General features: G+C 46.9%; 24 protein-coding genes, 1 tRNA gene and 1 pseudogene. 19 read left to right on the forward strand and 7 right to left on the reverse strand.

The annotated features are described in order from the left end of the window. Positions 1-33: 33 nt before the first annotated feature. Complete coding sequence (locus tag J3369_RS12310; protein ID WP_349587231.1) at positions 34-3,192, reverse strand: efflux RND transporter permease subunit; 3,159 nt, start codon at positions 3,190-3,192, stop codon at positions 34-36. Between the two features lie 232 nt (positions 3,193-3,424). On the opposite strand from J3369_RS12310, the gene J3369_RS12315 reads away from it, so the two are divergent. Beyond that, positions 3,425-3,676: a type II toxin-antitoxin system ParD family antitoxin gene (locus tag J3369_RS12315; protein ID WP_349587233.1), complete on the forward strand. Its 252-nt coding sequence runs from the start codon at positions 3,425-3,427 to the stop codon at positions 3,674-3,676. Next, positions 3,663-3,962: a type II toxin-antitoxin system RelE/ParE family toxin gene (locus J3369_RS12320; RefSeq protein WP_349587236.1), complete on the forward strand. Its 300-nt coding sequence runs from the start codon at positions 3,663-3,665 to the stop codon at positions 3,960-3,962. Before J3369_RS12315 ends, J3369_RS12320 begins: the two co-directional genes overlap by 14 nt. A gap of 31 nt (positions 3,963-3,993) precedes the next feature. Here the strand turns inward: J3369_RS12320 and J3369_RS12325 are convergent. Beyond that, positions 3,994-4,070, reverse strand: a tRNA-Val gene (locus J3369_RS12325). Between the two features lie 205 nt (positions 4,071-4,275). Here J3369_RS12325 and J3369_RS12330 point away from each other — a divergent pair. The 4 genes from J3369_RS12330 to J3369_RS12345 all read left to right on the forward strand — a co-directional run bounded on the left by J3369_RS12330 (position 4,276) and on the right by J3369_RS12345 (position 7,620). After that, complete coding sequence (locus tag J3369_RS12330; protein WP_349587238.1) at positions 4,276-4,764, forward strand: MarR family winged helix-turn-helix transcriptional regulator; 489 nt, start codon at positions 4,276-4,278, stop codon at positions 4,762-4,764. 131 nt (positions 4,765-4,895) lie between these two features. Further along, complete coding sequence (locus tag J3369_RS12335) at positions 4,896-5,294, forward strand: RidA family protein (RefSeq protein ID WP_349587240.1); 399 nt, start codon at positions 4,896-4,898, stop codon at positions 5,292-5,294. After that, positions 5,291-6,436, forward strand: a complete 1,146-nt coding sequence (locus tag J3369_RS12340) for a DSD1 family PLP-dependent enzyme (protein WP_349587243.1) — start codon at positions 5,291-5,293, stop codon at positions 6,434-6,436. Before J3369_RS12335 ends, J3369_RS12340 begins: the two co-directional genes overlap by 4 nt. Positions 6,437-6,450: 14 nt before the next feature. Continuing rightward, on the forward strand, positions 6,451-7,620 hold the full coding sequence (locus tag J3369_RS12345; protein WP_349587245.1) for an acetyltransferase domain-containing protein: 1,170 nt from the start codon (positions 6,451-6,453) through the stop codon (positions 7,618-7,620). 57 nt (positions 7,621-7,677) lie between these two features. On the opposite strand, the gene J3369_RS12350 is transcribed toward J3369_RS12345, so the two are convergent. After that, the gene (locus J3369_RS12350) at positions 7,678-8,124 is read right to left on the reverse strand and encodes a GNAT family N-acetyltransferase (RefSeq protein ID WP_349587248.1); all 447 of its coding nucleotides are present in this window, start codon (positions 8,122-8,124) and stop codon (positions 7,678-7,680) included. Between the two features lie 175 nt (positions 8,125-8,299). On the opposite strand from J3369_RS12350, the gene J3369_RS12355 reads away from it, so the two are divergent. The 6 genes from J3369_RS12355 to J3369_RS12380 all read left to right on the forward strand — a co-directional run bounded on the left by J3369_RS12355 (position 8,300) and on the right by J3369_RS12380 (position 13,497). Beyond that, positions 8,300-8,647 carry a copper resistance CopC family protein gene (locus J3369_RS12355; RefSeq protein ID WP_349587250.1) on the forward strand — a complete coding sequence of 116 codons (348 nt, stop codon included), beginning with the start codon at positions 8,300-8,302 and terminating at the stop codon, positions 8,645-8,647. A gap of 14 nt (positions 8,648-8,661) precedes the next feature. After that, positions 8,662-8,784, forward strand: coding sequence for a hypothetical protein (locus J3369_RS12360; RefSeq protein ID WP_349587252.1), 123 nt, complete (start codon positions 8,662-8,664; stop codon positions 8,782-8,784). A 57-nt stretch (positions 8,785-8,841) separates the two neighbouring features. Next, positions 8,842-9,531, forward strand: a complete 690-nt coding sequence (locus tag J3369_RS12365; RefSeq protein ID WP_349587255.1) for a CopD family protein — start codon at positions 8,842-8,844, stop codon at positions 9,529-9,531. A 323-nt stretch (positions 9,532-9,854) separates the two neighbouring features. Continuing rightward, the gene (locus J3369_RS12370; RefSeq protein ID WP_303574155.1) at positions 9,855-11,987 is read left to right on the forward strand and encodes a TonB-dependent siderophore receptor; all 2,133 of its coding nucleotides are present in this window, start codon (positions 9,855-9,857) and stop codon (positions 11,985-11,987) included. Positions 11,988-12,071: 84 nt separating this feature from the next. Further along, the gene (locus tag J3369_RS12375) at positions 12,072-12,563 is read left to right on the forward strand and encodes an Lrp/AsnC family transcriptional regulator (protein ID WP_119501657.1); all 492 of its coding nucleotides are present in this window, start codon (positions 12,072-12,074) and stop codon (positions 12,561-12,563) included. A 1-nt stretch (position 12,564) separates the two neighbouring features. Further along, positions 12,565-13,497, forward strand: coding sequence for a 2-hydroxyacid dehydrogenase (locus J3369_RS12380; RefSeq protein WP_349587256.1), 933 nt, complete (start codon positions 12,565-12,567; stop codon positions 13,495-13,497). 61 nt (positions 13,498-13,558) lie between these two features. On the opposite strand, the gene J3369_RS12385 is transcribed toward J3369_RS12380, so the two are convergent. Continuing rightward, positions 13,559-16,216, reverse strand: a complete 2,658-nt coding sequence (locus J3369_RS12385; RefSeq protein WP_349587259.1) for an ATP-binding protein — start codon at positions 16,214-16,216, stop codon at positions 13,559-13,561. Between the two features lie 483 nt (positions 16,217-16,699). Here J3369_RS12385 and J3369_RS12390 point away from each other — a divergent pair. The 3 genes and pseudogenes from J3369_RS12390 to J3369_RS12400 form a co-directional block, all read left to right on the forward strand. After that, positions 16,700-16,804, forward strand: a pseudogene (locus J3369_RS12390) (NAD(P)-dependent dehydrogenase); the annotation flags it as partial. Next, positions 16,804-17,430 (forward strand): trimeric intracellular cation channel family protein, encoded by a 627-nt coding sequence (locus J3369_RS12395; protein WP_349587260.1) that lies wholly within the window; start codon positions 16,804-16,806, stop codon positions 17,428-17,430. The pseudogene J3369_RS12390 and the gene J3369_RS12395, both read left to right, overlap by 1 nt. A 50-nt stretch (positions 17,431-17,480) precedes the next feature. Further along, positions 17,481-17,762, forward strand: a complete 282-nt coding sequence (locus J3369_RS12400) for a hypothetical protein (protein ID WP_349587263.1) — start codon at positions 17,481-17,483, stop codon at positions 17,760-17,762. 27 nt (positions 17,763-17,789) lie between these two features. Here J3369_RS12400 and J3369_RS12405 read toward each other — a convergent pair whose 3' ends face one another. Further along, complete coding sequence (locus tag J3369_RS12405) at positions 17,790-18,368, reverse strand: DUF1989 domain-containing protein (protein WP_349587266.1); 579 nt, start codon at positions 18,366-18,368, stop codon at positions 17,790-17,792. Further along, positions 18,365-19,036, reverse strand: coding sequence for a guanitoxin biosynthesis heme-dependent pre-guanitoxin N-hydroxylase GntA (gene gntA, locus J3369_RS12410; protein WP_349587268.1), 672 nt, complete (start codon positions 19,034-19,036; stop codon positions 18,365-18,367). Before gntA ends, J3369_RS12405 begins: the two co-directional genes overlap by 4 nt. A gap of 380 nt (positions 19,037-19,416) precedes the next feature. Here gntA and J3369_RS12415 point away from each other — a divergent pair, with 380 nt between their 5' ends. The 3 genes from J3369_RS12415 (at position 19,417) to J3369_RS12425 (ending at position 21,939) form a co-directional block, all read left to right on the forward strand. After that, positions 19,417-19,647, forward strand: a complete 231-nt coding sequence (locus tag J3369_RS12415; RefSeq protein ID WP_349587270.1) for a hypothetical protein — start codon at positions 19,417-19,419, stop codon at positions 19,645-19,647. Positions 19,648-19,837: 190 nt separating this feature from the next. Beyond that, positions 19,838-20,398, forward strand: a complete 561-nt coding sequence (locus tag J3369_RS12420; protein ID WP_349587272.1) for a hypothetical protein — start codon at positions 19,838-19,840, stop codon at positions 20,396-20,398. Between the two features lie 35 nt (positions 20,399-20,433). Then, on the forward strand, positions 20,434-21,939 hold the full coding sequence (locus J3369_RS12425; RefSeq protein ID WP_349587274.1) for an FAD/NAD(P)-binding protein: 1,506 nt from the start codon (positions 20,434-20,436) through the stop codon (positions 21,937-21,939). A gap of 85 nt (positions 21,940-22,024) precedes the next feature. On the opposite strand, the gene J3369_RS12430 is transcribed toward J3369_RS12425, so the two are convergent. Continuing rightward, complete coding sequence (locus J3369_RS12430) at positions 22,025-22,393, reverse strand: cupin domain-containing protein (protein WP_349587276.1); 369 nt, start codon at positions 22,391-22,393, stop codon at positions 22,025-22,027. 274 nt (positions 22,394-22,667) lie between these two features. Between J3369_RS12430 and J3369_RS12435 the strand changes: the two genes are divergently transcribed. Then, positions 22,668-24,698, forward strand: a complete 2,031-nt coding sequence (locus J3369_RS12435) for a BCCT family transporter (RefSeq protein ID WP_349587279.1) — start codon at positions 22,668-22,670, stop codon at positions 24,696-24,698. Positions 24,699-24,773: the final 75 nt, after the last annotated feature.

Consider the following 24,773-nt stretch of genomic DNA (forward strand, 5'->3'; position numbering starts at 1 on the left):
TTCCTGATGTATGTCTGTTCGTGCCGGTCATGCTTAGTCCTGCCCGGTGTGTGTGATTGATTCGTCGTTATCGTTGCGGTGTAAGACGCTGAAGATAACGGGTACAAAAAATAATGTGGCAACTGTCGCAAAAAGCAGCCCGCCAATGACGGCTCTGCCCAGCGGCGCATTCTGTTCACCGCCCTCCCCCAGTCCCAGCGCCATGGGCAGCATGCCCACAATCATAGCAAGGGCCGTCATTAGTACAGGGCGAAGTCTTGCAAACCCAGCTTCCAGAGCTGCCTGCGTGGCATCTTTCACTTCTGCCAGACGCTCGCGGGCAAAACTGACGACCAGCACACTATTCGCAGTGGCCACACCCATACACATAATCGCGCCGGTCAGTGCCGGTACACTGAAGGTAGTGCCCGTGGTAAATAACATCCATACAATGCCGGCGATAGCAGCAGGCAATGCCATGATGATAATGAAAGGGTCCCGCCAGGACTGAAAATTGATCACAATAATGAAGTAGACCAGTCCGATAGCACCGAGTAATCCGGTAAGTAAGCCCTGATAGGCGCTTTGCATGGTACTTACCTGCCCTTTCATCTCAACCGTTGCACCACGGGGCTTCTCAGCGTCATACCGGTTAATGATTTGCTGAATATCTTCAGCTACAGCACCTAGATCCCGGCCCTGTGTGGTAGCAAAAATTTGCACCATGGGCTCGATATTGTACTCCGTAAACACGCCGTTCAACTGCGTGCGGCTGAACGTCGCCATGCCTCCAAGAACTGACGGCTCACTGGCATTACCGTTAACCGGAATATTGTTCAGCTCAGCCAGTGAATCAACTTTATATTGAGGTGTTTGCATAACAATGGGGTAAGACACACCATTGGCAGGATTTAACCAGAATGTAGGAGAGATCTGTGCTGAGCCGGCGAGGTTCACCACCAGACTATTACTGATATCCCGCTGTGTTATGCCGGACAGCGCGGCCTGCTCACGGTTGATATCTATCTTAATGGCCGGTGCCATCCTCGACTGATGAATACGGGCATCAACAACACCGGGCACTGCTCGAATATCTTTCAGCATATCGTTTGCAAAGTCGAAACTGGCATTCAGATCCCTGCCCCGTATCTGAATATCAATGGGTGACGGAGCACCAAAATTGAGGATCTGGCTGACAATGTCCGCAGGTAAAAATGAAAACGTCATATCAGGAAAGCGTTCCGGCAACACTTCCCTGAGTGTTTTGATGTACTGCGCGGTGGGCGCATGCTCCTGTGTCAGCGAAATATTGATATCGCCGTCTGAAGAACCAATCATGCCGGTATTGGCGTAAATGGTATTCATACTGGAAATATAGGTACCCACGTTATCAACCATGGCCGCCAGCTCTTCAGGCGGAATCACCTCTCGGATCACCTCCTGGATTTCAGCAAATCTGGCAGCGGTTTCTTCTACCCGCATACCAACCGGACCTCTTGCGTGCAGGGCTATTTGCCCGCTGTCCACATCAGGAAAGAAATTACGGCCGGTAAAAGGCAACAACGCAAACGACAGCATGACGACGAGCATGAACAAGGTAATGAACCGTTTTCTGCTTACGAGTGCGCGGTGCAGTGCAGACTGATAGCGGTGCCTGAACCGGTGAAAACCCCGCTCGAAACCTTGTTGAAACCTGGCAAAAAATGAAGACGACGAATTTGCATCATCGTGTGGCTTTAACATGTACTTTGCCAGTGTAGGCACCAGCGTGCGCGACAGCAGGAAAGAAAACAGCATGGACAACATCACCGCTTCTGCCATCGGCACAAACAGATACCGTGGTACACCTTCCAGGAAATACATAGGCACAAAAACCACGCAGATACACAACAGCGAAACAAACGCCGGCACAGCTATCTGCCCTGCACCGTCTAAAATCGCTTTTTCTACCGGCTTGCCCTGTTCCAGGTGGTAATTAATGCTTTCAATGGTCACCGTAGCCTCATCAACCAGGATCCCCACGGCAAGTGCCAATCCTCCTAAAGTCATGATATTCAGGGTGTGACCCAGTAAGGACATCACCAGAATCGCACCGAGAATCGACAGCGGAATGGACAACGTCACAATCAGTGTTGAGCGCCAGCTACCGAGGAAAAGCAAAATCATCAAACTGGTTAACAGCGCCGCAATCACGCCCTCCACGACTACGCCATGCACAGCATTCAGCACGAACATTGACTGATCGCCGATTTGCTTTACTTCTAACGCTTCAGGCAACGCATCTTTGACTTCTTCAATACGCTGCTTAATGCCATTGATCACATCCAGCGTTGAGGTATTACCGGATTTAAATATGCTCATTAACACCGAGCGTCCGCCATCCACATGCACGATATTCGTTTGTACCGCACTGCCGTCATAAACATGGGCAACATCGCGGATGTAAACAATGGTGTCATTAACGGTACGAATGGGTAAATCACCAATCTCTTCAATGGTGGCAGGCGCATTATTGATTTGAATGGCGTATTCATATTCGCCAATTTTTTGCGTGCCGGCAGGAATGATCACGTTCTGATCTGCCAGAGCATTGGCCACATCCTGACCTGAAAGCCCCCTGGCACGGAGTGCGTCGGGGTCGAGATCAATCTGAATTTGCCGTGACTTACCACCAAAGGGCCAGGGAATTGATGCGCCCTGAACGGTAACCAGCCGTGAGCGGAGTTGATTCATACCCAGATCGGCCAGTTGCTGTTCTGTGAGTCCTTTGCCCGACAACGCCAGCTGGAGCACTGGTACAGTAGAGGCATTGTAGTTCATGATCAGGGGCGGCGCGGTGCCCTGTGGCATCTGGCGCAGCAGCGTTTGCGCCACGCCTGTCACCTGAGCGTTGGCCATATTGATATCTACAGTATCGTGGAAGAATATTTTAACAATGCCGAATCCCGTATAAGACGTAGCTTCAATATGCTCCACATCATTCACAATACTGTTCAGCGCCCGCTCAAAAGGCGTAGTAATACGGCCGGCCATTTCATCAGGCGGCAAGCCCCGCCACTGCCAGGCAACCGCAATCACCGGAATATCCACATTCGGGAAAATATCCGTCGGCGTTCGCATGGCCGACAACGGCCCCAAAATAAGAATAAGCAACGCCAGCACCACGAAGGTGTAGGGTTTACTTAAGGCAATTCTAACCAGTGCAAGCATCATATCCAGCCACTCAATGTGAATAAAGACACTTTATCAGTGAGAACAATTCATGATTAGTAGGGTAAATCTGCATGTACTTATGAAGGTAATTAATGAATAGACAGCTTTACGGAAACTCTACCGAGGTGCGGTTGGTATGTTCCCTGATTCATATAGCATTAACCTGTTGTTCGCGATCAAGCATTCATTTATATTCATACTGAATATAAATGAATGCATAACGGAAATTCTGATGGCAAATACAAGTTTAACGTTGGGAAAACATTGGGAATTATTCATTAAGGAAGAAGTAAACAGTGGCAGATATGCGTCAGCCAGTGAGGTTGTCAGAGATGCTTTGCGTACATTGGAAGCGAAAAAAAATTATCAGCAGACCGTTCGGGAGCATCTCATTGAAGCTGAAAAAAGCGGTTTCAGTGAATTGGATCGCGATAGTCTCCTCAAAGAGATAAAACAAACATTACGACGGAATGACAAATTATAAGATTTCAAATAAAGCAGAAAAGGATATCCGGGGGATATATTTATACGGATTTCAGCGATTTGGTGAAGCCAGAGCCGATGCTTACTACAAAGCCTTGTTTGAACGCATAGAGCAAATTGCAACACATCCCTACCGGTATCCGAAGGCGACGGATATAAGGCAAGGCTATCGCAAGTCGGTTATTGCTATTGAAACCATCTATTACCGCATTGCCGGAAAAGATACAGTTGAAATTATGGCTGTGCTGAGGCGACAAAATATCCGGGATAATCTGGATGGACAGTAGAATTTGAATTTAAAGTTGGTGCCTGGATATTTGGTGCGTCTACCCTGATTCGAACAGGGGACCTCTACCATGTCAAGGTAGCGCTCTAACCAACTGAGCTATAGACGCATTTGAGGACGTTCCGCGATTGCTTGGAACGGCGCGTATAATAGCGATGCAGTCTGGCTGGCGCAAGTAGTTTTTTAAAGAAAAGCGCGGTCGCCGGTATTATGAGCGGTTGTTGTTCAATCTCTACGCACTTCTACTCTGCCCTGCAATCTTGTGCTAGTGTTTCCCTTTGATTCTTTTCATTTTTCAGCAACGTTACACACCTATGAATTCAGATATTATTGACAGCCTGCTTGCGGACTGGGCGAAACAAAAGCCGGATATGGCGGGAACGGGAATGGCAGCCAGTGCGCGCATCATTCACCTTGGCAACCGTTTTGAACAGAACGTAAACCAGTTTCTGAAAACACATGGCATCAATTATACCGACTTCGACATTCTCGCCACATTACGACGCAAAGGCAGCCCTTTTCAGTTATCACCCGGAGAACTGCAAAAATCCGTTATTTTAACCTCAGGCGCAATGACAGCCTGTCTGAAGCGGCTGGAAAATAAAGGGCTGGTGAAACGCACGGTGTCAGACGGCGATCGCAGAGGCGTAAAAGTCACGCTAACAACAAAAGGTAATACACTGATTGAAGAGTCTATTACCGGCCGGTTTGCGCTGGCAGATAAATCGGTCTGTGCGCTGGATGAATCAGAACTATCCACGTTAATTACCCTGCTCAGAAAAATATCCCTCAGTTCCGGTTAAGGTCTTCCCGCAGCACACTGTGCTGAATCGCTGATACAAATTGCGCACTTTTATCTTCACGCAAAGATAAATAGCTCGAATCACTTTTAATTTGTGCTTATGATAGAAAAAAAAGACAGAGGTTAAAGTGAATGAATATCGTAACTGAAAACGCACCATCTCCCGGCGGGCATTATGTACAGGCTTTCAGGTCCGGCAATATGCTGTTTATTTCCGGACAGCTCTCCTTTCCCCCGGCAGGTCCTGCGGCCATCGCACAGGATTTTAAAAGTCAGGCCATTCAGGCTTTTTGGAATGTTGAAGCCATTTTAAAAGAAGCTGCATTACCTCTCTCCTCACTGGTTCAACTGAGAGCATACATAACAGGCGTGGAAAACTGGCCTGTATTCGACGAAGTCTGTGAAGCCGTGCTGGGAGCGCATAAGTGTGCCCGTGCTGTTGTGCCTGTGCCGGAACTGCATTATGGCTGCCAGCTGGAAATAGAAGCGGTGGCGAGTTATGAAAATGCAACAGCGGAGGCTGCGCAATGACAGATAAGCGAACACTCAACACCATAGACACGCCGTCTCTGATCCTCGATATCAAAAAAGTTAACGCCAACATTAAAAGGCTGAAAGACCACCTGTCCCCTTTCAATGTTTCGTTCCGGCCACACCTGAAGACATCCAAGTGCATCGAAGTCGCGCGGATGATGATGTCAACGCCTTCAGGGCCGGCAACCGTCTCCACATTGAAAGAAGCGGAGCAATTTTCTGCCGGTGGTGTGACTGATATTTTGTACGCAGTGGGTATTGCGCCGGGTAAATATCAGCGTCTGGCTACCCTTGTAAAAAATGGCACGGGAATAACAGTGGTACTGGATTCAGTTGAACAGGCAAGAGATCTTGCAGCGTATTGTACCGCCAGTGAGTGTGAGTTTGGTGTACTGATTGAAATAGACTGCGACGGTCACCGTTCAGGCGTAAAACCTCTTGATTCAGCCACGTTAACCGCTATCGCCCGGGAACTGGCAGGAACGCCGGCAAAGCTTAAAGGGGTGATGACACATGCCGGTGCCAGTTACAGTGAGTCAACATCACAGGCGCTGATTGAATGTGCTGAACAGGAAAGAATAGCGGTAGCCGGGGCTGCTGATATCCTCAATGAGGCCGGTTATCCCTGCGAAATCGTCAGTGCCGGCTCCACACCGACCGCCCATTTTGCCCGTGATCTGAGCGGTGTCACAGAAATCCGCGCCGGCGTATTTGCGTTTTTTGATCTGGTCATGGCGGGGATCGGCGTATGCCAGCCTGAAGATATTGCTCTGTCTGTGCTGACAACAGTTATAGGCCACCAGAAAGAAAAGAATTGGATTCTGGTAGACGCTGGCTGGATGGCAATGTCACGGGATAAAGGCACATCAAAACAAAAAATGGATCAGGGATACGGCGTAGTATGCGATATCCACGGCCATATTTATGAAGACTTACTGATGGTCGATGCCAACCAGGAACACGGTATACTGTCCCTTCGCAGCAGCAAAGGCACCCTGCCGGATTTACCGGTAGGCACCAGACTGAGAATCTTACCCAATCACGCCTGCGCCACAGCAGCGCAACACCCTCACTATGAAGTCACAGAAGGTGAAAATTTAGCGGTAATTCATCAGTGGCAACGTTTTTATGGCTGGTAATAAGGAGCAGTAATATGACCACAATGACACAAGGCCCGGCTTTGGCGCCATCTAACCGGATCATGTCTATTGATGTGATGCGCGGGCTCATCATTATTTTCATGATGCTGGATCATGTACGGGAACGCTTTTTCCTTCACGTGCCGGTATCCGATCCTATGGATATTCACACCACGCCACCTGAGTTGTATTTTTCCAGATATCTGGCCCACCTTTGTGCGCCGGTGTTTGTTTTCCTTACCGGTTTGTCTGCATGGCTTTATGCCCATCCTGCGAACAAACCTTACCGCTCACCGTCAAAATTTTTGGTAACAAGGGGGCTATTTCTGATTTTTCTTGAGCTGACCGTTGTGTATCTCGTGTGGGCCAGTTCCTTTACCACCATATTTCTGCAGGTCATCTGGGCCATCGGGTTATGTATGCTTGCATTATCAGTACTCAGCAGAATGAATTACTGGCTGATTGGTGTGTTGGGTTTCACTATTGTCATCGGGCATAACCTGCTTTCACCGGTCTCGTTTACCCCCGATGAGTGGGGTTACAGCATCTGGACATTACTCCATGACAGGGGTTACTTAATTGCTGACGGTCCTGTGCCGGTAAAAGTGTCTTACCCCGTCCTTCCCTGGATCGGTGTCATTCTGGTGGGTTACTTTGCAGGACCAATTTATCAGCACTCCCGTTCACTGGCCGAGCGAAAAAAATGGCTACTTACGGCAGGACTGACCTGCTACGCAACCCTGCTGGTGCTGCGCGGCTTCAATCTCTATGGTGAAGCCGCAGACTGGCATACACAAACGTCTGCACTGTTGACCATCATGGACTTTTTTAACTTTACTAAATACCCGCCATCGCTGAACTTTCTGCTGATGACTATTGGTACTGGATTGCTACTGCTTTGCCTGTTTGAAACGGTAGATAATCCGCTGACTAAAGCCCTGAATGTCTTTGGTTCAGTCCCCATGTTTGTATATTTACTGCATCTGTATGCTCTGCTTGCACTGTATGGCGTGCTGTATGTTTTCTACGGAGACAATCAGGGAAGCCGTTTTGGTTTTGATTCCATTGTGATGGTCTGGGCAGTCACCGCGTTATTACCCGTGGTACTGTACAAGCCGGTGAAATGGTTTGCCGGTTACAAACACAGAGAAAAGCGTAACAAACCCTGGCTGACCTATTTCTGATGAAATGACCTTCAGCAATCAATATCAAGCGACTGAGCCTTCAGTCGCTTTTCGTTTTCAGATACTTTCAAGTTGTTTTGCCATTTTCAGATAGCGGATCCCGGATTTATAAAACACATCCCCGCTTACCGCGAATCCCGACTTTTCATAAAAATAGCGTGCAGTTTCCCTCGCATCAAACCAGAACTCGGTCACTTCTTTTTGCTTAAGCAGTTGTGTCATTTTTTTAAGCATGGCAGTGCCAATTCCTCTGCCCTGATATTCCGGCAAGGTCGCAAATTTTCTTAATCTGGCTGAAGCGCCGTCAATGAACAAGCTGCCGGCACTTACCACAAGGCCATTGTCCAGACAGCCCAGATGCAGCCCGCTTTCATCGTCTGGCAAAATAAGAGCAGAAAGAGGCTTATCCGGCCATAACACCTGTTGCCGGACGGGCAAACAATCTTCAGCGTTTATTTGTTTAATGACTAATTTTCCCGCGAGCATTTTTGCATCTTCTCCCATGTTAGCGACATCTGTATTGATTACAGAGTGTGAAGCAAAATAAAGAGCAGTTTACACTGCAAACATCCCGGAATTGCATGCCGTAACCATGATATTGCAATAATTCCGGCACCTTTTGCTTATCACACGGCGCTACACTAAGACTGTCACAATCAGAACATAAAAAGGAAAACTCATGTTGAAACGCGCAGCACTACTTACCGTCCTCTCTTTATTTTTCGCCACCAGTGCGCTGGCACATACTTCGCTGAAAACATCGGAACCTGAAGCCGGAGCAATGCTGATGTCATCGCCGGAAACACTTACTCTCAACTGGGGATCAGCAGTTAACCCGATAAGCGTCAAAGTGAAAGATGCCAGCGGTCAGCCTGTGGATTTTTCTTTTTCTCCGTCATCAGAAGCCAGTGAATCGTTCAGCTGGTCATTGCCGTCCTTAAAGCCCGGCGAATACACTGTATCCTGGGTTGCGATGGGAAAAGACGCCCACAAAATTCAGGGTGATTTTGGTTTCATGGTTCACTGAATCCGGACTAACTGATGACGGATAACTGGTTTATCGCCATTGTACTGGCAAAAAGTCTGCAGTATATCAGCACCACACTGGTTGCCGGTGAACGCTTTCACCAGCTACATACTCTGTCAGACAGTTTTCTTCCGTGACAACCGGCCGCCTCCGGGCGGTTATTTACGGCCATTGGTACAGGTCTTCTCAGCAGTGTGTTGTTATTCCTGTTTACCACCGGAGAGATGGCAGACAACGGTGTTGCAGGCATGTTCGATGGCACGATACTGAACATCATATGGTCAGCAGCCCCCGGCGACGCCCTCCTGTTCAGACTTAGCGGATTTCTGCTGGCCCTCTTAACGTTACTCCCCCTATTTTCAGCCCCCGCGCTGAACCGGCTTTTATTTTGGCTCAGTACCGGATGTTTATCGCTTTCTTTCATTGCAACCGGTCATATAGCCGGTGCACCGGTGTGGGAAAAGCTGGCGTTAGTTTTTCATATCAGTATTGCCTGGTGGTGGTTTGGTGCACTTTGCCCCATGCTGTCATTGTGCAAACAACAGCGGCCCTCTTCATTGCGGGAGGGACTGGAAAACTTCGGCTGTCAGGCAGGATATTTGCTCCCTGTGTTACTGTTCGCGGGAATAACAATGGCAATAACCCGTTTCCCCGACCCGGCAACGCTGTATACCACAGCCTACGGACAGCTATTTCTACTCAAAGTGGGGATTGTGGCGGTTATTTTACTGATAGCGCTGCGACACAAATATATCAGTGTGCCCGCACTATCGGGCAGTCAACACATCCAGTCATTTAAAACATCGCTGACAGCAGAAATTGTTGTGGCAATCAGTATTTTTATCTCAACCGCTATCCTGACCTCTTCCGCCAGTCCCGCCTGACAGCAATTTTCATTACATCCCGGGAGAATTATGACGTCCGGATGTCATAAACCGTAACTAATCGCCGTAATCAGACAATTCATCGACACCAGGTTCCGCAAAACTGATTTATTCATGCAAAAGCATAAAATGCCGCAACCTGTTTAGTGTTGATATTTTTAGCTGTTTCAGACGCTTTTTTCGACGCATTTCCAGCGACTACCTTCCCGTATACTGATTGTGGAAGGTTAATCCGGGTGACAACCAGACTGCATAAGCAGCGTAAAAACATAACACCGGAATCCTTTTGCCGTTGAATATAAATACATGGAGAACAACGCGTGATGAAGAAACCCGGAATTTTTATGGTGTCTGTGCTGACAGCCTCTGTCAGCATGGCACTGACGGCAAGTGTTAATGCCCAGGAAAAAAATGCGTCAGCAGATGATGTAGAAAAAATTGAAGTTGTCACCCAGCGTCAGCCTTATCGTGGCGACGTCCCGTTGAAATCGCTACCCCAAAATGTGGATATCGTATCCGGCGAGCTGTTAGAAGATACCGGAATTAATGATCTGCAAAATGCACTGGACTTTACCAGTGGTATCGCCCGCCAGAACAGTTTTGGTGGTTTGTGGGACAGTTTTGCCATTCGCGGATTTGCCGGCGATGAAAACTTACCTTCAGGCTATATCGTCAATGGTTTCAGTGCAGGTCGTGGTTACAGCGGTCGCCGCGACACCTCTAATATTCAGTCAATTGAGATACTGAAAGGCCCGGGTTCAGCCCTCTATGGCCGCAGTGAGCCCGGCGGTACGATTAATATCATTACCAAAAAACCTCAGTTCGATGAAGAAGGGTATGTTCAGGCGACGGTGGGTTCTTACGACCTATACCGGATTGAAGGTGATTATACGAATGCCATCAACAAAGACGCCGCTTTCCGCGTAAACGGCTCCTATGAAGATGCCGGCAGCTTCCGTGATACCGTGGAAAGCAAGAAACTCGCCCTGACTCCTTCTGTAACCTATAATTTTGACAGCGATACCAGTGTTACCTACGAACTGGAACTGTTGGATCAGGAAGCGCCGTTTGACCGCGGAATTCCGGTTCTCAACTACGAGTTTGGTGCTGTACCCATAGAAAACTTTTATGGTGAACCAAACGACGGTCCCATGCAAATTGAGGCACTGGGCCATCAGTTAACCATTCAGAACCGCATTAACAGCGACTGGAATTTACTGGTTGGTCTGAATTACCGTGAGTCTACCTTCGAAGGCTATTCCACAGATATCGAGCTTTCTGCCGGTCGTCAATTGTTGTACACAGACGGTGAAACGGTTTCCCGTCAGCGACGATACCGTAATTATGAAGCGGACGATCTCTCCGGTCGTTTTGAGTTCAGCGGCACAGTAGAAGCCGCAGGCCTGACCCACCACATTCTCTTTGGTGCTGATGCCTACGACTACCAGTTAGATCAAATCCAGCAGCGCTGGAGAACGGCCTGGGGCGCAGGCGACACTACCTACTCTGTGGATTTACAAAATCCTGTTTATGGACAGGAATTGCCGGAAACATCTCCCATGTGGGACAACCGCGAAGAACAGAGCGCGTACGGGGTTTACTTTCAGGATCAGATTGACTTAACAGAAAGCTGGAAGCTGTTGGGCGGCATACGTTTTGACGATTTCGAGCAAGCCTTTTACACATACCTGACTGACACAGTTGCAGAGCAATCGCAAACGGCCCTCAGCCCACGTGTAGGTCTGGTGTATGAAATGTCACCTCTTTATACTTTTTATGCCAGTTACTCTGAAGGGTTCAGACCAAACTCAGGTGCAGACATTAACGGTATGGCTTTCGAGCCGGAAGAAAGTAAATCTTATGAAACGGGCATGAAGTTCAACAACGCTGATGAAAGTATCAGTGGTACAGTTGCCATCTTCCGTGCAGAAAAAACCAATGTACTCACAGCGGACCCTGTGAACTCAGGCTATTCAGCCGCACTTGGTGCAGCGGAAAGTCAGGGTGTTGAAATCGACATTAATGCTTTTATAGGCGCTGATACTACACTGACGCTTGCTTACGCATACGTGGACGCAGAAACGTCGAATGATATTATCAACTTTGACTGGGGTGTTGAAATTCCCGCAGGCAGTCAGTTAATTAATATCCCCAAAAATAAAGCTAACCTCACTGCCATGCACTTTTTAAATCTGGCCGGACACGACGCTAAAATCGGCGCCAGTGTAACCTATGTCAGTGACAGATTAGGTGAGACTATCGATCCGGATTATGTGCTGCCCGCCTATACCACGGTGAAGCTGTTCGGCAGCATAAACTTCTCCGAGCAGCTGTCGGTTAACGCCGATATTGATAACCTGTTCGATAAGGAATACTACGCCAGTTCCTATTCCGCACTGTGGACCCAGCCGGGACCTCCCCGTACGGCAAGGATCAGTGTGAAATACGCGTTTTAAGTAGCAGAATCTGCTGGTAAGCGTTGCTTTACGTTACTTAATACAGGTAACGTAAAGCCAGTTAAGTAGTAAACGGAGTATTTTATGGCGGGTACAAAGCTGGATCGTATCGACATCAACATTCTGGCCGAATTGCAGAAGAACGGCCGTATCACCAACACAGACCTGGCTGATGCTGTGGCATTGTCTCCGAGTCCCTGTCTGGCGAGGGTCAAGCGGCTTGAGAAAGCCGGTTACATCACCAGTTACAATGCAAAAATCGCCCTGCACAAGTTAGGCGAAACGGCGACGGTATTTACCGAAGTAACACTGGCAGATCACCACATGGAAGATTTTGCCAAGTTCGAACGGAATATCCGTACTATTGACGAGGTGATTGAATGCCATCTGATCAGTGGTGGCTACGATTATTTACTTAAGTTTGTGACCCGGGGTATTTCTCATTACCAGTCACTGATGGAAGAAATACTGGAAGCCGACTTCGGAATATCCAAATATTTTAGTTACATCGTGCTGAAATCCCCCATCGAAAAATTGCATTATCCTCTGTCTACTTTATTCAAACCGGAAAAATAACGTGCCGCTGACGCTACTCTATAAAGGACCCGCCGCCCGCGGAGAATGCTGGCAAGCAGCAATGGCTGAGGCGTTACCGGAAGTAAACTGGCTGACCTGGCCGGATGTGCCCGATGATAGTGCCGTGGACGGTATTGTCACCTGGACGCTGCCGGAAAATGCGTTATCGCGGTTTACAAATTTGAAAGCGATTTTCTCCGTTGGTGCCGGGGTAGATCAGTTCTCTCCGGCATCACTTTCTTCTGATATAAAGTTGGTAAGAATGGTCGACCCGGCCATCGCTCAGCAAATGAAAACCTATGTTGCCTCTGCCGTATTAATGCTGCACAGGCAACATATGGACTATGCACAGGCGCAACAACGTAAAACCTGGTCTCCCCTGCCTGTGGCCCTGCCTCATGAATGTACAGTGGGTATTCTGGGCATGGGGAATCTGGGCAATCAAGTCGCCGCCATGCTTTCCGGGCTGGGCTTTACGGTAAGAGGCTGGAGCAGAAGCGCTAAAAACTTACCCGGGATTACGACATTTCACGGTGAAGAAAGTCTTCCGGCATTTCTTTCCGGCTGTCATGTGCTGGTTTGCTTACTGCCACTCACAGAGCAGACACGGGGCATTCTGAATCAAGACACGTTGTCGGCACTACCGGCCGGAGCGTCATTGATCAACACCGGACGGGGTGGCCATCTGGTTGAAAAGGATTTGCTGACCTTTCTGGACAACGGGCATTTGAGTTACGCCGTGCTGGATGTCTTTGAAAAAGAGCCGCTACCGGAATCACACCCGTTCTGGGCGCATCCGAAAATTCATATTACGCCGCATATCGCTTCATCGACACGCAATGAAACCGCAGCTTTGCAGCTTGTTGCTAACATAAAACGCTGGCTCAATGATGAAGCTATGGAAGGGGAAGTGGATTGCAGACAGGGCTATTAGCCCTGCCTGCATGTGACAATTTGAAAGGAGCAGAGCCCCCTCTTCAAACTAAGCGGAATTTTCAGGATTCCACGGCAGATTTAATCACATCTTTGGTAAGGGGCTTAACCAGGTGTTTTTCAAAACCGGCGTTTTTGGAGTCTTCCAGATAGCGGTCTGATCCCCAGCCACTTTGCGAATAAAACTTAACCTGATACGCCTCCGGCTGAATCTTCAGCACCTTACATAATTCATAGCCGTCAATGCCGGGCATGCCGATATCTAAAAACACACAGTTGGGCCTGAAAGCCCTGAATGTTTCCAGCGCTTTAGTCGGGTCTGACACGCCTTTGGTTTTGTAGCCCATGGACTCGGCCAGCATGCAATAGGTATCAACAAGGTCTGCATTGTCGTCGACAAACATTACCCTGGTTTCTAATGTGACCTCATCTTCGTCAGAACCCACGGTGGTTTCATCATAGGCAATACGCGAAATTGGAAGACGGATAAAGAAAGTACTCCCCTTACCCGTGCCTTCACTCTCCACGCGGATATCACCATGGTGCAGAGCCACAAGCTTGCTCACCAGAGTCAGGCCGATCCCCAGCCCGCCTTTAGTATGGGTAGAATGGGCTTCAATTTGCGTGAACATATTAAACACATCTCCCAGCCGTTCTTGTGGGATCCCCATGCCATTATCGGCAATTTCCACCACAACCAGTGAACCTTCGCCACGCACCAGAATACGAATATGTCCGCCGTCTTCTGTATATTTAGCAGCATTATGGATGATATTAGAGAATATCTGACTGAGCCTTGCTTTATCGCCGTAAACAGTGACATGCTCTTTCGGGTATTCCACATCAATGTGATGATTTTTCGCAGTAAGGTGTTCGTCGACCATTTCCAGTGACTGGGAAATCACTTCATGAATAAGCAGTTTTTCGAACTCTAACTTTACTTTACCCTGGGTGATCCGCGACACATCCATGAGGTCGTTCACCAACTTGGACATATAGGCAGCCTGCCGGCTGATAATGGCCGTCACACGCTTTCTGGTCGCTTCATCATCCACAGATTCCAGAATACTGGCACCGGACGTTATCGGCCCTAACGGGTTGCGCAATTCATGGGCCAGCGTGGCAAGGAATTCGTTCCGGTAGCGGTCCTGCCTTTCAAGCTCCTGGATACTGATATGCATTTTTTCCTGCACATCCAGTGCATACACCAGGAACATGCGGTTCAGCCGGTTGGCTGTTTCAATATCGGCTTTGTCAAAAGCATGAGAATACCCGGTAATACGACGTTCATTCACCGCAAAAGACGTTCTGGGTTTTAACCGCTCCTCTTTAGGTGCATCTTCGTCTTTTTCATTTTCAACGCCAACCCAACGCTGAATACGCGGCGTTTCTTTCCGGAACCATGCCGTAAAGTAGCGTTTCTTTTCGAATAATGGAATGATCATGATCCCCGCGATGCCATGCTCACGGGCTTCCGGCCACTCTTCATAGAGATGGTCATTGGTATAGGGAAAGCCGCAGCTGTGACTCACCTTAGTAAAAATAGATTTTACCAGTTCAATAGGCAGAACGTTACCTAAAGAGATGGTTTCGTACTGAGAGAAATACAAAAAACCATCTGAATTTAACGCATCGAGAAACGCTTTCTCACCGCTTTTCACTACCCTGCCAATAGGATTTGACGGGCCGATTTTGTCCAGCATTAAATCAACGGCTTTATCCGTTTCTTCTTTTTTAAACCGGGCAATCTCTTCTTCTTTCGCCCGCAAATGCCAGCTGAACAACTGACTTAAGTTTTCACATTGCAAGCGCACATCCTGAGGAATATAGCAGGGTTCACGGTGATGGCAGGATATCAGTCCGTACAGCTCGCCTTCGGTTACCAGAGAGACGGAAAAAGATGCCCGCAGCCCCTGATTACGGATGTACTGCAAATGAACGGGGGAAAAGCGGCGCAGCAGAGAACGGGTTAAATCCAGTGGTTCACGGCCGGTTTCTTCACGCGACGGGATGAGTTCAGAGGCGGGTAATTCTGTATCCGGTGTCAGACGAACCCAATTAGTTTTATACAGCTCCCTCGCCTGTTTAGGGATATCAGTAGCCGGAAAATAGAGGTCCTGATAGGAAGACATATCGTCCGCTTTTGCTTCTGCGATAACCTTACCGGAAAAATCGTCATTGAACTTGTACAGCACCACCCGGTCCATATTCGTGAGGTAGCGGATAGTTGATACCATTTCCGCCGCCATTTCGTTCAGTGTGGACATTTCTTTAAAACGGGGAGCCACAGACATGGAATACAGTTTTATAAACTGCTCAGCACTGTACGTATCACGGAATTCGGTAGCCGGTTCCAGTTCAACCACATAGTGATCGCCACTGTTATAAACTACCGCAAGATATTCAGCTTCCGCCCCTTCACACAGCAACTTTTCTTTTAACCGTATCTTAATGGGCAGCCTGATGTTGCTTTTTGAGACACGCTCAAATGTATCCGTCAGGAATGATTTACTGTCAGTTTCAGGCGAGAGCAAAGCCAGAAAGGCTTTACCGGTAATGGAGTCAATGAACAGGTTATTTATATTCTCACTGACTATCGATACATCTAACGTCTTTTTTCCGAACGCGATGAGAAAGCCGTAACTCTGAATAGTTTCAGGGATATGAATGGGTTCATCTTCACAACGTTGAAATGAAAATGACGAATTTTGTGTTTGCATCGATACCCCTCTGCAAAGAGATTTTATTAGACAAAAGTCTAATATGGGGAGTCACGCTAACACACCGACACACAAATAGATAAGAAAAAGGGAAATGAAAGCCTGCTTTATAGCCAGGCAACATGTATATACGATGACTTCCGGTTTCAAACAAAAGGAATGCTCATGTAGATGTTTCAGGGGGTATGAAATTGCTACCCTGAAAGGGATAACCATTTTGCTATTCAGTCTATAAAACATCTAATACCGGGCCACGTTTAAATACTCCCCCACCGCGCTGTCCGCATGCTGTATGGTCTTTGTATGTATTTTCTCTTCATGGTCTGGTCATTTTTACAAGAAGGAACAAAAGATGCTTTTGAGAGATGATTTTAAAGTCCCGTAAATTAATAAAGGAAATGCAAAATGTCAGAAAATAGTTATCCCGGGCTACAGGATCCGCACCATAAGATTGACTCAGGAAATACCAGGGGAAATACAGAGCAATCCTCAGAACTCGCTTCCATCTATGTTTATCTTGCCTCCGGTGAATCCAGCTACGTCACAGCAGAAATAATGGGCGTAACCGGTGGACAACATTTACCATAATGATGAGTGATACGTTACTTTTATTCCTTAATCTGGCAGGGATCGGATTTTTTGCCATCTCAGGAACGCTTCTGGGCGAAAGAAAAAATGTAAACGGTTTTGGTATTACTGTTCTTGCCACGTTGACGGCAACAGGTGGCGGAACAATCCGCGACCTGTTACTCAACAAACCTGTGTTCTGGGTAGAGGATTCCATCCATCTGCTTGCCAATTTTGTAGCAATAATGGTGAGTATTCTGTTTATCCGCCGCTTTCCTTCACCGGATAACCGGTATTTTCTTATTGTCGATGCAGCAGGCCTCGCTCTGTTCAATATTATCGGTATTTTTAAGGCCACTCAGGCTGGTGCAGATTTAGTGGTGGCATTGACAATGGGTGTTATCACCTCGGTGTTCGGGGGGATTTTGCGGGACGTAATTTGCAGAGAATTGCCGGTTACGCTGAAGAACCAGCTGTATGCCACAACCTGCATAGCCGGCGGGCTGACTTATGTCGTTACAACGAATTTAGGTTGGAACACTTATATTTGTGTAGGAATGGCTTTCAGCACCACGTTTGTTATGCGTTTATCGGCAATATATGAAGGATGGCGACTGCAAATTTTTAGTCAAAAGTCTAATGGCTGATTTAAATAGCTACTGCTAGATTCAATATGGGCCATAGTTCAGGTATCTTTATGAGCAGCAAGATTGAAAGTCCCGCAAGTAAGGAAAAAATGTCAGTATTAGATGGCGTCTCATTTTTTTGTAAAAGTAAACTTGTTCACATTAAAGAGTTTACCGGAGATGTGATTGGCAATAATCTCGAAGCCACATTGACTGATTCCGGCCGTGTCCGTTTTGTATCTGCAGGCCATAATATACTGGCTGTATCGATGATATCTAATTTTGTCAGTCAGCGATTTTTACTCAAGTTTGATGAGAACAAGTGGGTAATAGAGTCTGAAGAGGCTGCATAAATCACATGCAGCCTTTTATCTGTACAATCAGATAACTTCGTATTGGATGGGTTTATATTTGAAATTGTTCGACTCGCCGGCAGAACAGGCTGTCAGCCCTACTATCATATCCATTTTAGCTTCGAAAACTGTGTAATCGCCCATCCCGGATTTTGGTGGCAACACACTTAATTTTCCGTTTTTAGCAATTTCAACATTCATAAATGTGTTAAAAGTCGTTCCGATAAGATGAGCAGGAATACCGTATTCCCTGAATGCGTTTACGAGGTTACCGTGACAGCCGGGTACCGGCTCTTCATCGGGGTAAAAGTGTTTAAAAGTATCCACGCTGCATGGAGTAAGCAAAAAATCGTGATCTTCAACAGTGTCCTCACAAATTTCAAACATCACATGACTTTCATTTGAATATAAAAGCGATGACTTCCCGAAATTGACGCTTTCATTATAGTCGAGGGAACGCCCTGAAGATAAGTACTCATTATGATTGTCGCTGTTAAAAGCGTACAAGTCTGCAACCTGCTCACCTTCGGGATCAATCACCTTCAATTTCTGTCCTTTCTTAAGCTCAAACGCTACACCACTTCGCGGTGGAATCGTGTTAATCATAGTTTGTCCTTCCTGAAATGAAACGGGCATTGCCAGTTGCCCTCTAAAAGTCTTCCGCTGTATTGCCGGGCTTCTGAATCTGTACCATGATTACTGAGCATTGGATTAGGTTTGCCATTAAACTCTGCATCTTTTTTCCGGATGTGATCCCTGAAAGCTTTGAACTTTCCTTCATCCCGAAGCCGTTCAAATTGCTGGTGCAGGTTGAGAACAATCGCCGGCGAATGAAACCGGCGACTTTTTCGCTTACTTGCCGGATTTAAACAAATGACAAAAAACGCTTTCCCTCCCAGGCTGTAACCAAAATCTGGTTTTTCCGGGTTATAGCTCACGGAGTCATCCCAACTGTGCAACGCGATATCGATATCATGCAGTTGCTGTAATTTATTCCACAACATTTTCTCGTACTCTCTCTCACTGCAGTCGTCGGGTGTGTCGAAGGCGAGCACGAGGGATGAAAACATATGTTGCCGTATATCAAACTGCTCGATGAACCGGTAGATTTGATCAAGTATGTCGGGGTTTTCCCGTTCATCGGTGAGAGACGAAAATAACCGGACGGTAATTTGCTTTTTGTTAAGAGCTGTTCTGGCTCCGGCACAAGGAAAACCCTGTTGTAAGATGAAATCTTTTACTGAGTGGCGGGCATCAACACTATCAATCAACATTGCTGTCTTCTCCTGCAACTCTTATCAGCCGGCTGAGTTTGAGATATATCAGCCAGGCTGCAACGGTAGAAATTACAAAAAAGTAAAAAACATGTCTCAAGTTCCATTGTTAACCCCTGTCCCAGATAGTTGCGAAGGGCCCTGCAAATATTTAGCCGCTGAGAGAAAATTAAAAATTATAATTTAGAATCAACCACTTAAAAAATTAATTTAAAATAATACAAAATGAAGTTGTAGAAAATTTTTTCGCGGAACATGAATTTTTTTCAGTTTATTGCGGTTATCAATACAACCCAATTTTATTACAACTGAATAATAAACTTTTAAACATATATGAACGTAGAGGACAGGTTGGCTTAAAGAGAAAGAAGGATATTTACATGAAAAATGCGGATGTTATTCCTGCGACTTATGCTTTTCCGGGCTCTGCCGCAGAGCAAATTTTACAAATAAAGCAGGAGAGGATCTGGATTGAGAGTTTTCGCACTTGTTCTGCATGTAATAGTGTAGGAGAAACACTGACATTATACCGGTTTCATGACGGTAGTCAGATCCTCCTCGATTCAGCTTTTCCCTTTCCCCGCCCTGTTTTATCTGAACAGGACGATTAAACCTGAGATGCGGAACCCTCAGTGGTCCCGCGTTTCCCTGCAATGATTACATTTCTTATCGCAAACTTTCCATTTCACATTTTATGGTCAGTACCGTTAATTGAAAAAAAACCGATAATTCAAGAGCTTTTCTAGTGGTACACATATTGCTAATTGCTCACACAAGCAATTCATAGACAGGACTACACCCATGTTAAAAATTACAGCGATATATACAGAACAAGCATTGCAGGGAGAAGTTGATCAATCCGGTCTGTACGACTCTTTGCGAGCATTCTTGAACGCATTTCCCGGAGGGACTGCTGTTATAGTGAAAAATGCTGAATCGGGCAAAATGCAGGACAAACTGGCAAATCAACATTGGTGTAAAGACAGATGTTTTATTGTGCCTTATGCGGGTAAATGCCCGGCCCTGGCATTCTGTCATGGCCTTGCTTATTTTTCTGAAGGCTATTTCACCATCCCCCAACTTTCTGCTTCTGACTTTACTTATTCAGTACACAAAATCGCTGATGCATCTGGCCATTCACCTGTCATCACTCTGACCACAAGCGGACAGTCAAATCATAAACTCAGCACCCGGGAGTTTCTTTCTGGTCCTCTGGCATTCAGTTCTGCATTGCTGGCCAGTTATCCTATTCGACAGGCAACTCCGGAAGGACTTGAAAAATGGCTCAGCACCATTATTGAAAATGAGCCCGTAGCGGATGCCAGCCAGATGTCAGAAGCTCAGTCATTAAAGGTTGCGTAGACTTAACCGATAGATGGAACACAGGTGATGCCGGGATGAGTAGCCACACTAAAAAATTAGGTATTGTCGGAGCAGGACCTGCAACAGTATATTTATTGCACTATTTGAGCTCCCTGAATGAACAGTATTCTATTACCATACTGGAGCACCAGCCTGATGCAGGGCGCGGCCTGCCCTATTGTCAGGCAAACTCACCCTACTCGCTACTTTCAAATTTGTTGCCGGATGAAATTCCTCCTACTGTTAAAAGCTTCCGGGAATGGTGTTCGGGTAATAGCATCGTTTTAAAAGATGAGCCGGTTCCCCGCTATCTTATCGGACAATTCCTGCATTGGAGTCTTACCCGTCTGATAAACCAAAGACCCGGTGTTACGCTTATCAGTTCATGCCGTGTCAAATCAGTGAATCTCAATAATTGCAGTACCTTCACGGTTTTCACAGATACTTTTGAGCAATTTGAGTTTGATGATTTAGTTCTCAATACTGGTCATGGAATTACACCCACGGGAGCTGACGTGCAGTTTGCTTACCCTCTCAATGAATTGAAAATAAAAGAAGGTGTCAAACACGTAAACTTAATTGGTAGTTCTATGACGGCCATTGATTGCGCATTATTTCTTGCTCAAAAGTATGGCTCTTTTCAGTGTGAATCTGATAAGTGGGTTTATATACCTTCGAAGCCAGTCGAAATAACAATGCATTCTACGTCAGGACTATTTCCCTTACCTTTTTTCCGTAGCCGGAATCTCCAGCCAGAAATAAAAAAACTGATCGAAGCCAGTGACTTGAGAGGAACTTCCGGACGTTCACTGGACCGGTTATACCGGACTGTTCTGATGCGGTTGCTGAGAAAATATGCTCCCCGCATTTATCACCAAAGCAATACAAGAAATTTCCGGGAGTTTATACAAAAATGGCAAAGTTCTGTATTTCATCAGCGTGCTGATACTTCTTTAAAACTTGGAATGTTCATGAACAGCAGATGTGAGGAATTCTCTGTAGTGCTGGCGATATTCGAAGTATTTTTTGACAGTTTATGTGACTTGAAAATCACTTTCACTCCGGAAGACCAGGCGTTTATTTCAAGCGTTTGTATTCCGTTTCTGGCAAAAAATAATGGCGCTTTACCTTCCATTTCAGCAAATAAAATTCTGGCGCTGATGGAATCCGGCACTCTCTCTATTGAACGGGTTCAAAAAACGTCGTCTGAGCCGGAGCTACCGGGAGTTGATGGCAACACAGTGACCATCGATTGCAGGGCTGCAGGCAAAACACTAAGGGATCCTTTGATACAAAACCTTGCTGGTAATGGCCTCGTCAGGTTATCCGGACAAACAAGCTTCCGAAGTATAAAACGGATAGAAACAGATAATGAATATCGCGCCTACATATCGTCAGGGACTCAGGCCACTATATTTGTAAGCTCTGCTCCACTACTTCGTGCAACATCAAATACATTGCCGGGAATGTCAGTAACGGCAAACATAGCAAAGTCTATCGCAGATTCCTTAGCGGGGACCCATCAAAAAGAGTGCGCATGATTAATCAAGCGAACTGACGCGCAGTCATACCCGCCGGTACAACACCAACAATCTTTAGAACGTGAAACACGTGCGTCAAAAAATGTTAACTCTGCTCGTCGTTGTAAACACACACATACACTTTTTTATAAGTTTCTATCGTCCGCCACGAACCACGGTAACCGTCTTCCATGAAGAATGTATCGCCGGCAATGTATCGCTTCGGTTCACAACCGTCTTCAGTGAGTTCGATTTCACCTTCAATCATGTAGCAAAACTCAAGCATGCCATTTTTTGCCGAACGGTTAACTCCGGGTTCGCCGGACATCACACCAATCTTCACTTTTCTAGAAGCTGACAAGTAAGGCGCCCACAATTGTAAAAGCGGATTACCTTCCAAAAGGATGTCAGGATTCACAAAACGCTCTTCAGGACTCTCTGCAGGGGACTGCTCAACGGTATTCAGTAAAGTCATAATGATTCCATATAAATTGTTGGCAGAAATTCTATCCCGGTTCTTCCCGCAGATTAGGCTCTTCACTTCCGGTGTGAAGGCATAAAATAGTTAAATCCGTAGTCAAATCTGCTTATTTCGCTGAAAACCATGAAGGGATTCACACGCCTTGACGCAACAGGTGAAACCGGCAATGTTATCTGGAGGTGAACTAATCCTTACCCGGCACTGTACCCATCATCTGAAGGCTGTCTTTAAAGGCACGAAGATGCACTGTCATTGCTAAGGATAAGATATGAAAGAAAAGGCGACCCGCTCCACCATACTCATTCCGGTATTCTTGCCGGCTGTTACTATTATCTTGTTGCTGGTCGCCGGCACCATCAGTAATCCGGAATTAGCCGGAGAAGCCTTTGACAGCACGTTAGCGTGGATCACCAAAACCTTTGGTTGGTTTTACATGCTCTCTGTCGCCCTGTTTCTCATGTTCATTGTGGCGGTGGCTGCCTCGGGTTGGGGAAACATTAAACTCGGGCCGGATCATGCCGAACCGCAATACAGTTTTCCTGAATGGTTTGCCATGCTGTTTTCAGCCGGTTATGGCGTTGCCCTTCTCTACTTCGGCGTTGCTGAGCCGGTGTTGCATTATGCCTCGCCACCGGCCGGTGCACCGGAAACCATTGATGCCGCTAAACAGGCGATGCAAATTGCTTTCTTTCACTGGGGATTTCATATCTGGGCCATTTACGGCCTTGTAGGCCTGGTGCTGGCTTATTTCGCATTTCGCCACGGGCTGCCCCTGTCTATCCGCTCTGCCCTGTACCCGCTAATCGGGGATAAGATTTATGGTCCCCTGGGACATGCCGTGGACATTTTCGCGATTCTGGGTACGCTATTCGGCATTGCCACCACCCTTGGCCTTTCAGTAACGCAAATTAATGCCGGGCTGAACTATCTGTCATCCGACATTCCCATCAATGCCACAGTACAGGTCATTACCATTGCAGTAATTACACTGGCAGCAACAGTATCGGTTGTTGCCGGAATGGACAAAGGTGTGAAGCGCTTATCAATACTGAACATGGTGCTGGCGGTCTCTCTCATGAGTTTTGTTTTTGTGCTCGGCGAGACGGTTCATATCCTCGAGTCTTATTTACAAAATACCGGCAGTTACCTGAACGGCATTGTGGCCCGGACATTTAATATTCAGGCGTACAGCCGCAGTGACTGGATTGGCAACTGGACCTTGTTTATTTTCGGCTGGACGATTGCCTGGGCGCCTTTTGTGGGCATGTTTATCGCCAAAATTAGCCGTGGCCGTACTATCCGTCAGTTTGTTGTCGGTGTAATGCTTGTACCTACCCTGTTTACCTTTTTGTGGTTTTCGGTATTCGGAGATACAGCACTCAATGCCATTATGAACGAGGGTGTCACCAGCCTTATTTCCGAAGTGCAGGCTAACCACGCCATCGCATTGTTCAAGCTGTATGATCAGTTACCTTTATCGTCATTACTATCGGCGCTCACTGTGGTGCTTATTATTACCTTTTTTGTCACCTCATCAGATTCAGGTTCGCTGGTTATTGATTCGCTGGCCTCCGGCGGCAACCCTCACAGCCCGGTGTGGCAACGTGTATTCTGGGCCTTCCTGGAAGGAACTGTAGCAGCAGTGTTGTTGTTAGCCGGCGGTCTGAGTGCTCTGCAAACCATGACCATTGCCAGTGCCCTGCCTTTTGCTGTAATTATGCTGCTGGCAGCAACCGGCCTGTGGCGGGCACTGGTTATCGAGGGCTACAGAAATAACAGTCTGCAAGCGCACACATTGAACAAAAATAACCGTAGCGGTTCCCAGTGGCAACGCCGCCTGGCGTCTATGGTGGATTATCCTGATAAACAAACCGTGCATAATTTTATTAAGGATACCGTCGTACTTGCCATGAATGATGTCCGTGATGAGCTTAAATCGAAGGAATGGCATGCCGGTGTAACCTTTGATGAGGAATTAAGCCGTGCATGGTTGACCGTTGAACGTCACGACCACATGGATTTTGTGTACGATATCCGTATGACGGAACATCTTGTACCGGGCTTCAGTTACGCTGAACTCAAACCTGAAGAAGATGAGTCGGAGAAATATTACCGTGCGGAGGTATTTTTGCGCCGTGGTGGCTTGTCTTACGATATTTACGGGTACGCAAAAGACAACATCGTTAAAGATATCCTCGACCAGTTTGAAAACTATCTACACTTTCTGGACAACAGCCCGGGTGAATTGCCCTGGAACATGGAAGATCATGACGATATGTTGAAAAAGCCTGAGCAGTAAAAAGGACGAGAACCTGCTGCTTTGAAAAACACCGGTCTGCGCTTTGCACACCGGTGTTTTTATTTACCTGTCAGC

Origin of the sequence: Alteromonas sp. NFXS44 (assembly GCF_040148705.1) — a bacterium.
In the GTDB taxonomy this organism is placed as follows: Bacteria; Pseudomonadota; Gammaproteobacteria; order Enterobacterales; family Alteromonadaceae; genus Alteromonas.

Bases quoted from the DNA above. Each gene is read 5' to 3' on its own strand.
- J3369_RS12310 (WP_349587231.1), bottom strand. From the start codon at position 3,192: ATGATGCTTGCACTGGTTAGAATTGCCTTAAGTAAACCCTACACCTTC.
- J3369_RS12315 (WP_349587233.1), top strand. From the start codon at position 3,425: ATGGCAAATACAAGTTTAACGTTGGGAAAACATTGGGAATTATTCATT.
- J3369_RS12320 (WP_349587236.1), top strand. From the start codon at position 3,663: ATGACAAATTATAAGATTTCAAATAAAGCAGAAAAGGATATCCGGGGG.
- J3369_RS12330 (WP_349587238.1), top strand. From the start codon at position 4,276: ATGAATTCAGATATTATTGACAGCCTGCTTGCGGACTGGGCGAAACAA.
- J3369_RS12335 (WP_349587240.1), top strand. From the start codon at position 4,896: ATGAATATCGTAACTGAAAACGCACCATCTCCCGGCGGGCATTATGTA.
- J3369_RS12340 (WP_349587243.1), top strand. From the start codon at position 5,291: ATGACAGATAAGCGAACACTCAACACCATAGACACGCCGTCTCTGATC.
- J3369_RS12345 (WP_349587245.1), top strand. From the start codon at position 6,451: ATGACCACAATGACACAAGGCCCGGCTTTGGCGCCATCTAACCGGATC.
- J3369_RS12350 (WP_349587248.1), bottom strand. From the start codon at position 8,124: ATGGGAGAAGATGCAAAAATGCTCGCGGGAAAATTAGTCATTAAACAA.
- J3369_RS12355 (WP_349587250.1), top strand. From the start codon at position 8,300: ATGTTGAAACGCGCAGCACTACTTACCGTCCTCTCTTTATTTTTCGCC.
- J3369_RS12360 (WP_349587252.1), top strand. From the start codon at position 8,662: ATGACGGATAACTGGTTTATCGCCATTGTACTGGCAAAAAGTCTGCAG.
- J3369_RS12370 (WP_303574155.1), top strand. From the start codon at position 9,855: ATGAAGAAACCCGGAATTTTTATGGTGTCTGTGCTGACAGCCTCTGTC.
- J3369_RS12375 (WP_119501657.1), top strand. From the start codon at position 12,072: ATGGCGGGTACAAAGCTGGATCGTATCGACATCAACATTCTGGCCGAA.
- J3369_RS12385 (WP_349587259.1), bottom strand. From the start codon at position 16,216: ATGCAAACACAAAATTCGTCATTTTCATTTCAACGTTGTGAAGATGAA.
- J3369_RS12395 (WP_349587260.1), top strand. From the start codon at position 16,804: ATGATGAGTGATACGTTACTTTTATTCCTTAATCTGGCAGGGATCGGA.
- J3369_RS12400 (WP_349587263.1), top strand. From the start codon at position 17,481: ATGAGCAGCAAGATTGAAAGTCCCGCAAGTAAGGAAAAAATGTCAGTA.
- J3369_RS12405 (WP_349587266.1), bottom strand. From the start codon at position 18,368: ATGATTAACACGATTCCACCGCGAAGTGGTGTAGCGTTTGAGCTTAAG.
- gntA (WP_349587268.1), bottom strand. From the start codon at position 19,036: ATGTTGATTGATAGTGTTGATGCCCGCCACTCAGTAAAAGATTTCATC.
- J3369_RS12415 (WP_349587270.1), top strand. From the start codon at position 19,417: ATGAAAAATGCGGATGTTATTCCTGCGACTTATGCTTTTCCGGGCTCT.
- J3369_RS12420 (WP_349587272.1), top strand. From the start codon at position 19,838: ATGTTAAAAATTACAGCGATATATACAGAACAAGCATTGCAGGGAGAA.
- J3369_RS12425 (WP_349587274.1), top strand. From the start codon at position 20,434: ATGAGTAGCCACACTAAAAAATTAGGTATTGTCGGAGCAGGACCTGCA.
- J3369_RS12430 (WP_349587276.1), bottom strand. From the start codon at position 22,393: ATGACTTTACTGAATACCGTTGAGCAGTCCCCTGCAGAGAGTCCTGAA.
- J3369_RS12435 (WP_349587279.1), top strand. From the start codon at position 22,668: ATGAAAGAAAAGGCGACCCGCTCCACCATACTCATTCCGGTATTCTTG.